The 14,384-nt window shown below is 46.9% G+C and carries 13 protein-coding genes and 1 riboswitch; of the genes, 9 read left to right on the forward strand and 4 right to left on the reverse strand.

Annotated elements, in window-relative coordinates:
- Nucleotides 1-34 precede the first annotated feature (34 nt).
- From pepI to HGO97_RS10460, 4 genes are all read right to left on the reverse strand, one after another.
- Entirely contained in the window at nt 35-916 is an 882-nt protein-coding gene (gene pepI / locus HGO97_RS10445; protein ID WP_216241310.1) for a proline iminopeptidase, read from the reverse strand.
- A gap of 110 nt (nt 917-1,026) precedes the next feature.
- Nucleotides 1,027-2,307 (reverse strand): amidohydrolase family protein, encoded by a 1,281-nt coding sequence (locus HGO97_RS10450; RefSeq protein WP_216241312.1) that lies wholly within the window; start codon nt 2,305-2,307, stop codon nt 1,027-1,029.
- Between the two features lie 108 nt (nt 2,308-2,415).
- Nucleotides 2,416-3,714, reverse strand: coding sequence for a sensor histidine kinase (locus HGO97_RS10455; RefSeq protein WP_216241313.1), 1,299 nt, complete (start codon nt 3,712-3,714; stop codon nt 2,416-2,418).
- Nucleotides 3,711-4,388: a response regulator transcription factor gene (locus HGO97_RS10460; protein ID WP_216241316.1), complete on the reverse strand. Its 678-nt coding sequence runs from the start codon at nt 4,386-4,388 to the stop codon at nt 3,711-3,713. Before HGO97_RS10460 ends, HGO97_RS10455 begins: the two co-directional genes overlap by 4 nt.
- A 220-nt stretch (nt 4,389-4,608) precedes the next feature.
- Between HGO97_RS10460 and HGO97_RS10465 the strand changes: the two genes are divergently transcribed.
- From HGO97_RS10465 to HGO97_RS10505, 9 genes are all read left to right on the forward strand, one after another.
- Nucleotides 4,609-6,819 (forward strand): ABC transporter substrate-binding protein, encoded by a 2,211-nt coding sequence (locus HGO97_RS10465; RefSeq protein WP_216241317.1) that lies wholly within the window; start codon nt 4,609-4,611, stop codon nt 6,817-6,819.
- A gap of 18 nt (nt 6,820-6,837) precedes the next feature.
- Nucleotides 6,838-7,686 carry a carbohydrate ABC transporter permease gene (locus tag HGO97_RS10470; RefSeq protein ID WP_216241323.1) on the forward strand — a complete coding sequence of 283 codons (849 nt, stop codon included), beginning with the start codon at nt 6,838-6,840 and terminating at the stop codon, nt 7,684-7,686.
- Nucleotides 7,683-8,513, forward strand: coding sequence for a carbohydrate ABC transporter permease (locus HGO97_RS10475; protein ID WP_216241326.1), 831 nt, complete (start codon nt 7,683-7,685; stop codon nt 8,511-8,513). The genes HGO97_RS10470 and HGO97_RS10475 overlap by 4 nt, the downstream gene beginning before the upstream one ends.
- A gap of 21 nt (nt 8,514-8,534) precedes the next feature.
- On the forward strand, nt 8,535-9,980 hold the full coding sequence (locus tag HGO97_RS10480) for a putative HlyD family type I secretion protein (protein WP_216241328.1): 1,446 nt from the start codon (nt 8,535-8,537) through the stop codon (nt 9,978-9,980).
- A gap of 59 nt (nt 9,981-10,039) precedes the next feature.
- Complete coding sequence (locus tag HGO97_RS10485) at nt 10,040-11,056, forward strand: ABC transporter permease (protein WP_216241330.1); 1,017 nt, start codon at nt 10,040-10,042, stop codon at nt 11,054-11,056.
- A 38-nt stretch (nt 11,057-11,094) separates the two neighbouring features.
- Nucleotides 11,095-11,206, forward strand: a riboswitch (TPP riboswitch).
- Between the two features lie 254 nt (nt 11,207-11,460).
- Entirely contained in the window at nt 11,461-11,757 is a 297-nt protein-coding gene (locus HGO97_RS10490; protein ID WP_216241331.1) for a thiamine-binding protein, read from the forward strand.
- Complete coding sequence (locus HGO97_RS10495; RefSeq protein ID WP_330654234.1) at nt 11,726-12,514, forward strand: ABC transporter permease; 789 nt, start codon at nt 11,726-11,728, stop codon at nt 12,512-12,514. The genes HGO97_RS10490 and HGO97_RS10495 overlap by 32 nt, the downstream gene beginning before the upstream one ends.
- Before the next feature lie 104 nt (nt 12,515-12,618).
- A complete protein-coding gene (locus HGO97_RS10500; protein WP_216241333.1) occupies nt 12,619-13,623 on the forward strand; it encodes an ABC transporter substrate-binding protein in 1,005 nt (334 codons plus the stop codon).
- Nucleotides 13,624-13,627: 4 nt separating this feature from the next.
- A complete protein-coding gene (locus tag HGO97_RS10505) occupies nt 13,628-14,362 on the forward strand; it encodes an ABC transporter ATP-binding protein (RefSeq protein ID WP_216241335.1) in 735 nt (244 codons plus the stop codon).
- Nucleotides 14,363-14,384: the final 22 nt, after the last annotated feature.

A 14,384-nucleotide genomic window follows, 5' to 3' on the forward strand; every position in this document is an offset into this window, starting at 1 on the left:
AAGGCAGGGGAAACCCTGCCTTTTAAAATAGCATTTAGTCGTATTTTTCCATCCATTCATTGACAAGCTTGCAATACTTATCGTTTTCTTCTACGAAGCACATATGTCTGCATCCGTCGAACAGCTCCCATTTGGAGTTCGGAATCAGATCATACATGGTCTTAGCTACGAATGGTGTACAAAGGTCATTTGTTCCGCTGATAATGAGTGCCGGCTCTTTGATGCCGCCAATCTTATCGCGGTATTCCCATCCGCCAAGGCTTCCTGTCGGATTGTATTCGTTCGGTCCCCATCCAGCAACATAAGCTTCTGTACCGGATTTCTTCGGACGACGTAAGCATTCTGGTGAGTCTTCTGTTACTTCACCTGCACAGTGGAGCAGCATAAATCTTTCATTTGCAGCCAGATAAGCAGGATCGTCGAAATTACCTGTCTCTTCAGCCTTTGCAATTGCTTCCTGGTCTTCCTTAGACATGAACTTGATCATGCGGTGCTGCTCGTGAGCCCACAGCTCAGCAGCCGGAAGTGTACTGGAAAGAATCACGGACTTTACGCCTTCTGGTTTGTAATCGCACAGATACTCGATTGCAAGCATTCCGCCCCAGGACTGTCCTAACAGATGAACCTCATCTAATCCAAGGTGCTTTCTCAGTTCGATCAACTCGTTGTCCCATGTCTTAGAGCACCACAGTTCTGGATGTCCATCTACATAAGAGTTACCGCATCCGATCTGATCATAAGAGATGATAGCACGTCCCTCTTCTGCAAGTCTGTCCAATACTTCAAAATAGTTGTGTGTAGATCCAGGACCGCCATGCAGTAAAACAAGAGGTTTCTTGTTGCCTTTGCATTCCCCAACGATACGGTAGTAAGTCTTGTACCCCAGATATGGCATATAACCTTCAATGACTTTCATATATGTACCCTCCTTGCCGTTTTTCGGCTCTTTTATAATACTTCTATATTATAACAGACTTGGAGGATACTTTCAATTCAAGCTATGAGAAATTCTTAACAATTTACTGGTTACAGGAATTTATCCAGTTCGTTTTCCACCTGGGGCATTTTCTTTACTTTTGGGGAACGAATCACATTTCCGCGGGTTACCACCATACTGATGCTGCGAAGCGCGGTCAGATCCTCCAGCGGATTGTCCTTTGTAACAATAAAGTCAGCGCATTTTCCTTCTTCAATGGAGCCGGTGATGTCCCCAAGTCCTGCTAATTCAGCATTACGTTTTGTGGCGGTATACAGAGCAAAGGTGTTGGAAACACCACAATATTTATGGAAATAGTTGACCTCACGCCACATATCATAATGTGTAGTGTACGGGCATCCGGTATCTGTACCAAGCCCTACGGGGATGTCGTTTTCCAGGCATGCCTTTGCACATTCCACAATTCCTTTAAAGACGACCTCACCATTATACTGCTCGGTCTCGGTCACGTTACTGATAGAACGATCGAACAAGGCGTAGGGGAGTGCAGGAGACAGGGTGGCAATATGGCAGGCATTGTGCTCTTTGAACAGCCTGATGATGGTATCGTCTGGTTTGGCACCATGCTCGATTGTATCGACCCCGTTTTCCAAAGCGACCCTGACGCCTTCTGGACTCTCCACATGGGCAGCGACCTTCATCCCCAGCCGATGGGCTTCTTCACAGGCGGCTTTCACAGATTCCGGCGGCATCTTCAATTCACCGGGCTCTCCCTTTACCTTTGCATCAAGGACTCCACCGGTAATCATGAGCTTAATAATATCTGGCTTGTCTTTTGCAATCTGTTGTACATAAGCTCTGGCTTCCTCTGCATTGTGGGCTATGTAAGCGAGGGAGCCGGCCATGTGGCCTCCTGGAACGGAGACAGCCATGTTAGAAGCCAGGATGCGGGGACCGGTGATCTCGCCGGACAGGATACGGTCACGAATCAGGCTGTCACAATTCTGGACACCTCCCATTGTACGGATCGTGGTGACACCGCTCATTAACTGGGTCCGTGCATAGCCCTCGCACATGCTGATGAGGATCTTACGCATCAGTGCGTTGCTAGTCATTAGTTTTACCAGTTTTGTATTATCCTGCTGCTTTTTCTGCGGTTTTCCGCTGGCAGGCAGATGAACATGCATGTTGATCAGTCCGGGCATGATGTACTGGCCTTTTAGGTCTATGATTTCATAGCCGCTCAAGTCAGAACCCTCTGATACAATTTTTTCAATGTTCTCCCCTTCGGTCAGGATGACCCTGCCGGTCTGTGGTGACATGTCCCTGGAACCATCCAGGAGGATGCCGTTTGTATAGGCGTATTTCATGGTGAAGTCTCCTTTGGACTGTAAAATGTAGGGGGATACGTAGAATCCCTGTTACAATCTATTATAGCACCAATCTGGGTGGATGTCAGCGGGCATGTTATCCTCATGTCAATCCTGTATCAGGTGAAAGAAGTTGATCTTAAAGGTACTTCCGCCCTTAGGTGTGTCCAGCACTTCAAGGGAAAGCTGCATAGAATCCGACAGCATTTTTGCAATACTGAGCCCCAGACCTGAATGCTCTTTATCATTGCGTGCCGAATCAGCGCGGTAAAAACGGTCAAAAATCCGGTCCTTCTGTGAATTTGGGATTCCCGGACCATGATCTATGACAGAAACGCTCAGCCGTTTATCATGCAGACTGGCCGATAACTGGATGGCAGGTGATTTTCCGGTACAGCCATAGGCGATGGCGTTATCTAAAAGAATACATAAGATCTGATAGATCCACTGGTGATTCCCTGAGACCTTCGGGAGAAAATCTTCTGGGAGCTTTAAGTTGAGCTTTATTCCTTTTGAGTCGCAAAGAGGCTCATAAATCTCAAAAACCTGTAGCAGCAGTACGTCAATTTCTACCGGCTGTATTTCACCCGGGAGATGATTCCCGGTAGATAAAAGGAGAAGATTTTTAATGAGATTTCCTGCCCTCTGACATTCCTTTTGAATAAAGAGCGCCATCTTAGGAGCCTGGTCAGGCATGGAGAGGATTGCCGAAGCACTCGTCTGCATGACTGCAAGAGGGGAACGCAGCTCATGAGAGGCAGCGGCAATGAATTCATCTTGCTTTTGTTGGTATTCTTCGATAGGAAGAACTGCTTTTCTCACAACAAGGCGGCTGACTAGAAATAGGGAAACTACTCCGAGCAGCTCTAAAAGTAGAAAAACAGCAGTTTGGATCAAAAGCTCTTGGTGAAGCTTGGTCGTCTCTTCCAGAAGAACCAGTGACCGAAAGCCTGCTGCAGTGGAAAAAACCATCACCGTTCCACGATAAGAATCCTGGTGTTCCCCGCGTAAGGGAAACACGGAAGTTTTCAGCAGTGAGGATGAGGAGGGCTCGCTATTCGTATCGATTCCCTGCTTTTTCGCTTCTTCCTTTGCAAGTGTAATCAAAGAATCACGGCTGGTAAACGGTGTCCAGGAGCCGGGGAAAAATAAGGGAACCCGGTTGTCTTCGATATGGATGATAAAATGCCCCTCTGCTTCCAGTCTTGCGAGCCAGTCATCAGAAAGGCTGGAGGTATATTCCAGACGATGCGTCAGATCTAATAATTGATTCTGAAAAAAGGCATCACTCTGACTTTTGCTTAATCGGACCTGGTAAAACAAGGCAACGATAAGAACGAGCGTTAAGATCACGCCCGTTGCTGCTGTAAATAAAAAGGTTAAGTGCCGCTGCAGTTTTCGTATCATGTTTCTTTCTCCAGTCTGTATCCAAGTCCGTGTACCGTTGCAATCTTGACCCCGCTGTTTAATTTACGCAAATGTTTGCGCAGATAATAAACATACGTGTCCAGGTTTCCGTCTTCCACCTCGCTGTCGGGTCCCCACACGCGTGTGTAGATCAGCTGCCGCGCCAGTGTCTGCCCCGGATTTTTCAGGAAATATTCCATTAAAAGTGCTTCACGGCGGGAGAGCTGGATTTCTGTCTGGCATGAACGAAGGATATGGCTTTCCGGCTGAAAGGTAAGATCACCATAAGTCATCTGGTCTGTATGCCCCAGGGAAACAGGACGCCTCACAAGGGCCCGGATTCTGGCGAGCAGTTCGCCCACATCATAGGGCTTAACAATGTAGTCATCGGCACCGCAGTCAAGGCCCTCGATCCGGTCGGAGATGGAATCGACTGCAGTGGCCAGAAGCACAGGTGTATGGATCTGGTTCTCCCTTAGCAGCTTGAGAATGGTAAGCCCATCCATACCCGGCAGCATCCGGTCCAGAATCATCACGTCATATATATTGTGGAGTGCATAATATACCGCATCTGCACCGTCTGTGATACAGTCCGTTTGAAACCCATTGTGTTCTAGCTGGAGCTTTAATGCCTCTAAAAGCTGGTCATCATCTTCGATAATCAAAATACGCATATGTAAAAAGTCCTTTTTATGATTCATTCTATTTATTATATGTAATTGTTCAGACCGTGCTGTACACCTTACTGTACAGCATCGGACCAAAAATTATTATAGCACACAGTATATCATATAAACCTCAAAAAAATCTTTAAAAAAAGAGCGGATGTTCTCAAGATTTTTTGAGATTTGATTGATATAATGGTCCAGGATAGGATATGAGAGGAGCAAGGATATGAAGGAAAGAAAAATATGGAAAAGAGCAGCAGTATTCATGCTTTCATCAGGATTGATAGCGGGGATGTTCACTGGATGCGGCCGACGGTCTCAAGAAGAGAAGGCACTACAGGCAAAAGGCCGTTTTGTGGAATCGGAGATTGCCCTGCCGGAAGGTACGGGAAGACCATTAGGGATGGAATATGGGGAAGAAGGGTTGAGACTATATACCAGTTCGGCAGATGAGCAGTATTATCAAAGTTATATATATGAAAATGATATGTGGTCCGCTCCACGGGAAGAAAAATGGCTGACCGATGGAAAAGAGCGGTTAGGGATGAATTTGGTGGATATATATTTAGGAAGAGATGGGAAAAATTATGCCACGGCAGAAACAGGTCAGGGGATTCATCTTTTGACGGCCGAAGAAGATGGCACGGCAAGAGATGTGACACCCTTTAAAGAGGCGGATCAGGAAACAGCAGACATCAGTGATGTGACAGTATTGAGGGATGGAACTATTGGCATTGGAGAGTACAGAAATGCAATGGTCGAATTTTATAAAGCTGGTGAACTTGTATTTTCAACAGAAGGAATCCAGGCCGGTTCGGAAGAACAGATTATGCTTGAAGCAAGTGACAAGACAATTGCGCTAGTCGGTCAGGATACAACAAGTATCGAATTTTATTCTGCAGCCGATTTTGCTAAAAAAAATACCATATCAACAGGGCAGAATCTGCAGGATTGTTTTCTTGTTCCGGGAGAGGGCGGAGTCTGGTATTTTGTGAATGCAAAAGGAATCCACAGGGTCACCGAAGACGGAAGTATCTCTGAGATGATCATGGACGGAATAAACGGAATGATGAACAATGAGGTGACATGGTTTCTGCGCAGATTCATAATGGGCAGTGAGGAAGAATTTTATGGGTTATATTCGAATGCAGATCAGGATTGGAAACTGATGAAGTATGCATTTGACAAAGAGGCAGCGGCATTCAGGGAGGAAACACTGCGTATTTTCAGTATGAAGGAAAGCAGCACGGTGACTTTGGCAGTCAATGAGTTCAAAAGACGCTATCCAGACGTACAGGTGGAGTATAACACAGCAGTAACTGGGGAAGAGACGCCGACAGCAGATCATATCCGTACCCTGAATGCGGAACTGCTGGGCGGAAGCGGAGCGGATGTACTGATTCTGGACGGTCTGCCCATGGAGTCTTACATGGAAAAAGGGGTCCTTGCAGATCTGTCCGGTCTTGCTAAAGGACTGGAACAGTCCGGGGTGCTCAGCAATGTGATAGAAGGTACAGCGCAAAAGGATGGGAAGATCTATGCAATCCCTGCACGCGTGAATATCCCAGTCCTCTTTGGAACACAGAATGAGAAAAATGCATGTGAGAGCATCGATTCGCTGCATGCATACGCACAGGAAAATCCAGATAAAAGGCTGTTCGGAGTTACCTCTCATGATCTGACAGGTATGACACTTTTCCATATGTTTTATGAGGAAATGAAAACAGAAGAGGGCACAATCAGCGAAGAAAAACTGAGCAGCCTCATATCTGCATGGATGCAGATCAGTAAAAACGGGGATTTCCAGAAATATGAGAAGGAATATTTCGAATCCGAGGAGTCCATATGGCCGCTTCTTGACAAGAGCTTTTGCACGTCACAGACAGTGCCGGAGGAGGATACATACGCAGATGTGATTGAAATGGAGGGGCTGATGGCATCGCAGATGGTTTACACAGGGGCCAAAAAAGCGGGAAATCAACTGCAGGACCTGAAAGGATATTATGTGCCAAAGGTAATCGCAGGGGTGAATGCTTCCTCAAAACAGCCGAAGCTTTCGAACGCTTTTTTGGAATGTCTATTTACAGAAACTGTGCAGCAGACAGAAGCATGGGAAGGTTTTCCGGTATTGAACTCTGTGCTGGAGACCTATCCCGATTATGTAGAAAGTAAAGAGGGACAGAAGCATACCATGCAATACAGCGGAATCAACTATGTGACCGGGGAACGTTATGAAGAGACCATGACCTATCCGACGCGGGAGGAGACAGAGGCCCTGATCGCGATGCTTAAGGGACTCAAGTCACCCTTCATCCAGGACAGGATTATTTCCGATACAGTGCAAAAGGAGCTGGAGAAGTGCTATACGAAGAAACAGTCTCCCGAAGAAACCGCGAAAGTAATCTGCCGGAAGATAGATACCTATCTGGCAGAATAAAAAGGGAGGCGTGAAAGCATGAGAAAAAAGGAAGAAAAAATAGCATATTGTTTTCTGCTTCCAAGCCTTTTCGGAACGACGGTATTTATTTTTCTTCCATTCTTGGATGTGGTACGCCGCTCCTTTTTTCAGGCGGTGGGAGGTACTTTCGTAGGGCTTGGAAATTACCGGGAGGTGCTTCACAATGCTGCATTTCTACAGGCCCTGTCACATACGGTAAAATTTTTCGGAATCTGTCTTCCTATATTACTGACAGTATCCTTTGGGATGGCGGTGGGCATCTTACAGTTGCCAGGTCCAGGAAAATGGATAGAAAGTCTGTTCCTTTTACCTATGGCGCTTCCGGTTGCATCCATTGTCGTGTTCTGGAAGCTCTTATTCCATGACAACGGAGGGATAAATCAACTTTTGTCCTGGTTCGGGCTTAAGGGAAGTGACTGGATGAATACAGGAGCAGCTTTTGGAGTGCTCGTGGGCACTTATATCTGGAAAAATCTTGGATATGACATGATACTCTGGCTTACCGGCCTGGCTGCAATATCCGGTGAGCAGTACGAAGCGGCAAAAGTCAGCGGGGCGAACCGCTTTCAGATCTTTGTATATATCACCCTTCCTCAGATGAAAACGTGTGCTGTCATGACGGGGATACTGTCTTTTATCAATGCATTCCGGGTATTCAGGGAGGCATATCTGATTGCAGGGGAATATCCGCACAACAGTATTTATATGTTACAGCATTTGTTCTATAACTGGTTTACCAAGCTGGATATCCAGAAAATGAGCGCAGCAGCAGTCATGCTGGCGGCAGGAATCAGTATACTTTTTCTGCTGCTGGAGTGGTGGAATGAAAAGGAGGAAAGACAGTGATAAAACGTCTGATGTGGGGAATCATCGGTGGATTTATGATTTTTCCGTTGTTGTTCATGGTCGGGAATTCGTTCATGGGAACCTTGGAATTACAAGAAGCATACGGTGCGGTATTGGGAAATGCAGGTGGAGGCGTTTCTATGAGGCTCATCCCACGGTACCCGACACTTCGCCCCCTTGTGGAGCTTCTCATGGATTCACCAGGATTTTTCGTAATGTTCTGGAACTCCGTAAGACAGGTGTTTGGGGTCCTGGCGGGACAGGCAGTGATTGGAATTCCAGCCGCCTGGGCATTTGCAAGGTATCGTTTCAGGGGACGCAGGGTATTGTTCATGATCTATATGATTCTGATGATCATGCCGTTTCAGGTGACCATGGTTTCCAATTATCTGTTGCTTTCAAAGCTGTCGCTCATGGATACACATTTTGCACTGATTCTTCCGGGAGTCTTCTCCACCTTCCCTGTATTTATTATGGAAAAATTTTTCCGGGCAATTCCAGAAACAATGATTGAAGCGGCGAAAGTAGATGGAGCCGGATCCTTGTGCATATTTTTGAAGATTGGACTGCCTCTTGGTGCACCGGGAATCATGGCGGCATTGTTCCTGAATTTTTTGGAGTATTGGAATGCAATTGAAGCTCCTATGACTTTTTTGAAAACAAAATCGAAATTTCCATTGTCCTTATATCTGCCGGATATTACCACAGATCAGATCAGCATAGCATTCGCAGCGTCTGTAGTGATGATGATTCCGGCAGTGCTTGGATTTTTATGGGGAAAAGAATATCTCAGAATGGGAATCGCGGCATCCGGGTTAAAGGAATAAGAAAAGAGGAGGGAACAATTGGTGAAAGAAAAAATATTAAAAAGCATTCTCTCCTTCTTTGTAATCATGTTCTGTTGTACGTTGACCGCACGCGGGGCTGAATCTATGACGGTCGCGAAGGTCACGACAGAAGGGACAAAGAGAGGGAAGCTTACACAGAGCTTTTCGGGAAGTGGGGAAATCGTGGCGGGAGATAGGACTTTCCAGTCCCTGCCGGAGGGACAGAAGGTGGCACGTATCTTAGTGAGTGCAGGAACTAAAATAAAAAAAGGACAGCCGGTTGTCCAGCTTGACCTGACCTATCTTGAGCAGCAGATGACGAGGAAGAACCGGGAAATTGAGAAAATGAAGCTCACACTCTTGCAGCAGGAACTTGAGGGGAAAGGAAGTGCGAGAGTATCGGCAACAGAGCAGGCGGAGATGACACTTGCGGAAGCGGAAGGTAATCTGGAGACTGCCGAACAAAATTATGCACAGATGGAAGCCGATTATCAGGCGGCCCTGGAGCAGAATGAGAATCAGGTGCAGGAAGAAAGGGCAGAGGGGGACAACGCGGTAAAAGAAGATGCAGCAAAGCAGCCAGTGGCAGGGGGTGCCGCAGAGGCTTTGACAGATTTAGAAGGAAACGTAAGCGGGCAGACAGCAGGAGGAGACACAACAGAGTATCTTACGCAGTTAAAGGAGAACTTGGATGGAGCTGCCGCGGAGGTGGACGCGGCAAAAAAGGCATACGAACAGGCGCAGCAGGCGTATGGGCTGGCCCAGCAGGAGGAAGCAGCACAACAGGAAAATGAGGCAGCAAATCGAAAGCGGGCCGAGTTATCGGGGGCCGCTGTACAATTAGACATGGAAGCGCTGCAAGAAGAGTTTGCCAGACTGGAACAGATTCAAAAGGCAAAGGGAATTGTAACAGCACAGTCAGAGGGCGTCTTAGAAGCAGTCGGTGCGCAAGAAGGAGCACTTACGACGGGGAGCGAGCAGATCATACTGGAGACTGAATCGACCGAAGCCTGCGGCATTCTGCCCCAGGAGCAGACAGCGGTGGCAGAGGCGGGCGATGAGTTACAAATACGGCTTCTGGGAGAGACACACAGCCTTCCGGTAAACATTGAGCGGTTCGGGAAGGATCAGGACGGAAACAGCGTATGGTACGGGAAGGTAGAAGGCGGTTACCGGGCAGGTACAACATTTTCATACGAGTACAGTGAAAGTTCGAAACAGGACTACGACAATCTGATTCCGCTGAGTGCACTCCACGAAGAGCAAGGGATGACTTATGTGCTTACGGCGGAGGTGCGTGCAGGTATACTAGGAGAGAATTATGTGGCAGTAAAGGTTCCAGTCACTGTCCTGGAAAAGGACGATGAGAATGCTGCCATTCAGACCAGTCTTTCGAAGGAGGCACAGATTATCACACAGTCCGGCAAATATGTGAAAGAGGGTGACAGAGTACGATTGAACAATTAAAAAGGTATGCAGGAAAATTATCCGTCCTGATCTTTGCGGGTATCCTTTGCGGAATCGGAGTGCGTAGCTTAGGAATTCTGAAACAATTTGACGGACAGGCAGGCTTTTACTATCAAAAGGACGTTGTTACAGGGAAACAGCTCAAGGATTTCTGGGAAAATGCTTCAGAGGATGCCAAAAGAGAGATAAAAGGACTGGTGTTCTTTAGAACAGAGAAGGATGTTGAAATCAAAAATGAAAGCCTCGGCCGAAGTGAAATAGGAGATCTGATTGAAACGGCCGGTAATATGTATCTGGTTGTATCGGGAAGACTTGTAAAGGGAAGCTTTGTGACGGATAGTGACTTGAGGGGATGTGTGCTCAGTAAAAAGTCGGCAGAGCTTCTGTTCGGAGATGATGATATCATAGGCGAAGAAGTCAGAGTCGGAAAGAAAACCTACAGAGTCAGGGGGATTGTGGATCTGAGCCAGAGTCTATGTATGGTGCAGGGAGAGGCAGAGAATGGTTACCCCTGTATCAGGGCAGATGCCCCAAGGCTGCCCCTTTCTGTTATGCAGCAGATGTTAGCAGGGCTGCTTCTGCCAGAGTGTGAGTGGATTTCAGAAGGAAATTTGTACTATGGGGTGGGAAGGTTCTTTTTGTGGCTTCCGGCGTGGCTTATTTTATCCGTCGGAATCATGGAATGCCGAAAACGGATGCGGCTGATACAAAACAAGGTGTTGAGAGCCGGAATGGAAATGGGAATTCCTGTCGCAGCGTTTTTGGGAGTCTGCGTGATTCTGCTTGTAAGCCTTCGGTTTTCAGATGATTATATTCCGACCGCCTGGTCTGATTTTGCATTCTGGACGGAGCTTTTTCGGAAGAAGAGGGAGCTTTCTATTACACTCATTGGAAACCCATTTCAGATTGCGGATTCCATCATGTTGGGAAGCCTGGCGGCAGTTATGGCAGCAGGTGTACTTTTGTTTTTGTGTCTGCTGGGCAGATGTATCCGCAGAGGAGAGGTGCCTCCAAACAGGAGTGAACAATACTTCCACAGCAACGTTCAAGGCAACGTGCAATCAGATTGTTCTTGACATTTCCTATAAGTGAGGCTAAACTAAGAAAAGGAATTAAATAGTAGCAGGGGTGCTGGCGCAAGCCGGCTGAGAGTAAGGCTGTTAGGCCTTTAACCCGTATACCTGATCTGGATAATGCCAGCGTAGGAAAGCAGATAATAAAGACTTGCCGAATCGGATGTAAAGAAGTAACCTTTAAGAGGACCTTCGGTAAGAATATGAAGAATGCGGACCCCGCCAGACTTATCTGGCGGGGTTTTTATTTCGGCGCGGGATTTCGGCCCGCCGGAATCTTTGTTTAATGAAAAACTTCATGTTATCTTTCAGGAAAATCAGGGCGAATTAATTCTCCGGGCAGATGATACATCTCCCACGAAAGAAAAAAGTTGAAAATGAAAAAGTAAAAACAGGAGGAAGTAAGAATGAATGCAAGTGTAGCAATCCAGACACTGCCGGAGGCGGCAAATGATGAGGAACTGATCCGTATTGTAGATGAGGTGATCGCGTATATTAAGAGTACGGGGCGAAACTGCTATGTAGGACCATTTGAGACAGCAATTGAGGGAGATTATGATGAACTGATGGATATCGTAAAAGAGTGCCAGCATATTGCGATTCGTGCAGGTGCACCATCAGTAGCGGCTTATATTAAGGTATCATACAAGCCGGAAGGAGACGTGCTTACCATTGAAAAGAAAGTCACAAAACACCATCAATAAGAAGAAACAGGACCGGGCAGCATTTTTCTGGCCGATGTTCGCGATCCTTGTAATCCTTGGAGCCTGGCAGACAGCGAGTGGAACGGGACTGATTTCAAAATTTATGCTGCCGTCCCCCATCGATGTGGTAAAATCATTTATCGATGATTTTCCGCTTTTGATGAGCAATGCGAAGGTGACTCTTATCGAGGCGTTCGTAGGACTGGCTATGGGTGTTCTGATCGGATTTTTGATGGCGGTGGTCATGGATCGGTTCGAGAAGGTATATCAGGCATTTTATCCTCTGATCGTATTGACCCAAACGGTTCCTACCGTGGCAATCGCACCGCTTTTAGTGCTGTGGTTCGGGTATGAGATGACACCGAAGGTCATACTGATCGTGATCGTGACCTTTTTCCCAATTACGGTCAGCATGTTGGATGGCTTTCGCGCTGCAGACCGGGATATGATCAGTCTGATGCGTTCCATGGGGGCTTCCAAGATGCAGATTTTTTGGTTCGTGAAGTTTCCAGGCTCATTGAGCCAGTTCTTTGCAAGTCTTCGCATCTCTGCGTCCTATGCTGTAGTGGGCGCCGTGATTTCTGAATGGCTGGGAGGATTCAATGGACTGGGCGTTTATATGATCCGCGTGAAGAAGGCATTTTCTTTTGATAAGATGTTTGCAGTCATCTTTTTAATTTCTGCAATCAGCCTGCTTCTGATGAAAGCTGTGAATCTGCTTCAGAAGAAGTGCATGCCCTGGGAAGAACGGAAATAGGCGTGGTGAAAGTGAAGTCATTTTTGTAGGAAATGCGTCGAATGAGAGTGAAAATACAGAATGTACGTGATAGACAGAAGGAATAGCAGGAGGAGAAGCGGAATATGAAAAAGAGAATATTAGCGGTACTTTTAGCTGCTGCTACGGTTGTAAGCCTGGCAGGATGCGGCTCGGATACAGATAAAAAAGAAACGGACAAGAAGGATCTGACAAAGCTGACTTTCGTATTGGACTGGACGCCAAATACAAACCATACGGGGCTGTATGTTGCACAGGAGAAGGGATATTTTGAAGATGCAGGTCTGGAAGTGGAGATTGTACAGCCGCCGGAGGATGGTGCTGAGGTCCTGGTCGCTTCCGGGAAGGCACAGTTCGGAATTTCTTTCCAGGACAGCATGATGCCGGCCCTGATCGGAGACGATGCACTTCCGATTGAAGCAGTAGCCGCTGTACTACAGCATAATACATCAGGAATTATCTCCCGGAAGGGAGATGGCATGGACCGTCCAAAGGGAATGGAGGGCAAGAAATATGCCACATGGAATCTGGATTTAGAGAAGGCGACTTTGAAGAATGTAGTTGAGGCTGACGGCGGTGATTTCAGCAAAGTCGAGCTGATACCGAGTACGATTACAGACGAGGTCTCTGCATTAGAGAGCAAGTCAGTAGATGCGATATGGGTCTTCTACGGCTGGGGTGGAATCGCTACAGAGGTTGCAGGACTTGAGACAGATTATTTCGCATTCAAGGACATCAACAGTGATTTTGATTTCTATACTCCGGTCATCATTGGGAACAGTGAATGGATGAAGGAAAATGAAGATACAACAAAGGCCTTCCTTTCTGCGGTGAAAAAAGGGTACGAGTTCGCGATCGACGATCCAAAGGGGGCAGCAGATATTTTGTGCAAAGCAGCACCTGAACTGGATCAGAAGATGGTACAGGCAAGCCAGGAGTACATGAAAGACCAGTATAAGGCAGAGGTAGAACAATGGGGGTATATTGATCCGGCCAGATGGAATGCCTTCTATAATTGGATCAACGAAAATGGTCTGTCAGAGACAGAAATCCCTGAAAATACAGGCTTTAATAACGATTATTTGGAGTGATGAAATGGCAGAACTGATTGTAACAGACGTGACGATGTCCTATGAAGGGCAGCATGTCATAGAGGATATCTCCTTAGAACTGCATGAAAATGAGCTTGTCTGCCTGTTGGGAGCCAGCGGTGGAGGAAAGACGACCTTGTTCAATGTGATTTCCGGGTTGAACATACCGGATAAGGGCAATGTCGTACTCAATGGGGAAGAGATAACGGGACAGCCCGGGCATATCAGCTATATGCTCCAGAAGGATCTGCTTCTTCCTTATCGGACCATCGAGGATAATGTGGCACTCCCGCTTTTGATCAAGGGAGAGAAGAAAAAGGCTGCAAGGGAGAAGGTTCGCCCCTTCTTTGAAGAATTTGGATTGGAAGGGACACAGGAAAAATATCCCCATCAACTTTCCGGCGGTATGAGACAGCGTGCAGCTCTTCTGCGGACCTATATGTTCTCCAGGGACGTGGCTCTATTGGATGAACCGTTCAGTGCATTAGATACGCTGACTAAGAGTGATATGCATAGGTGGTATCTGGATGTCATGGACAAGATCAAGATGTCAACGTTATTCATCACACATGATATTGACGAGGCACTGCTTCTGTCTGATCGGATTTATCTGCTGACCGGAGTGCCGGGGCGGATCACGGAGGAGATTGTGATTCGGGAACCGAAACCAAGGCGGAAGGATTTCAATTTGTCAGAGGAGTTTTTAGAGTACAAGAGGATGATTATAGAAAAGCTATAGGACAACTATAGGGCAAAAAAGA

Source organism: Faecalicatena faecalis, assembly GCF_012524165.2.
In the GTDB taxonomy this organism is placed as follows: Bacteria; Bacillota; Clostridia; order Lachnospirales; family Lachnospiraceae; genus Faecalicatena_A; species Faecalicatena_A faecalis.

Excerpts from the sequence above, each read along its gene's own strand:
- pepI (WP_216241310.1), bottom strand. The coding sequence starts at position 916 with ATGAAAGTCATTGAAGGTTATATGCCATATCTGGGGTACAAGACTTAC.
- HGO97_RS10455 (WP_216241313.1), bottom strand. The coding sequence starts at position 3,714 with ATGATACGAAAACTGCAGCGGCACTTAACCTTTTTATTTACAGCAGCA.
- HGO97_RS10490 (WP_216241331.1), top strand. The coding sequence starts at position 11,461 with ATGAATGCAAGTGTAGCAATCCAGACACTGCCGGAGGCGGCAAATGAT.
- HGO97_RS10450 (WP_216241312.1), bottom strand. The coding sequence starts at position 2,307 with ATGAAATACGCCTATACAAACGGCATCCTCCTGGATGGTTCCAGGGAC.
- HGO97_RS10505 (WP_216241335.1), top strand. The coding sequence starts at position 13,628 with ATGGCAGAACTGATTGTAACAGACGTGACGATGTCCTATGAAGGGCAG.
- HGO97_RS10470 (WP_216241323.1), top strand. The coding sequence starts at position 6,838 with ATGAGAAAAAAGGAAGAAAAAATAGCATATTGTTTTCTGCTTCCAAGC.
- HGO97_RS10465 (WP_216241317.1), top strand. The coding sequence starts at position 4,609 with ATGAAGGAAAGAAAAATATGGAAAAGAGCAGCAGTATTCATGCTTTCA.
- HGO97_RS10500 (WP_216241333.1), top strand. The coding sequence starts at position 12,619 with ATGAAAAAGAGAATATTAGCGGTACTTTTAGCTGCTGCTACGGTTGTA.
- HGO97_RS10460 (WP_216241316.1), bottom strand. The coding sequence starts at position 4,388 with ATGCGTATTTTGATTATCGAAGATGATGACCAGCTTTTAGAGGCATTA.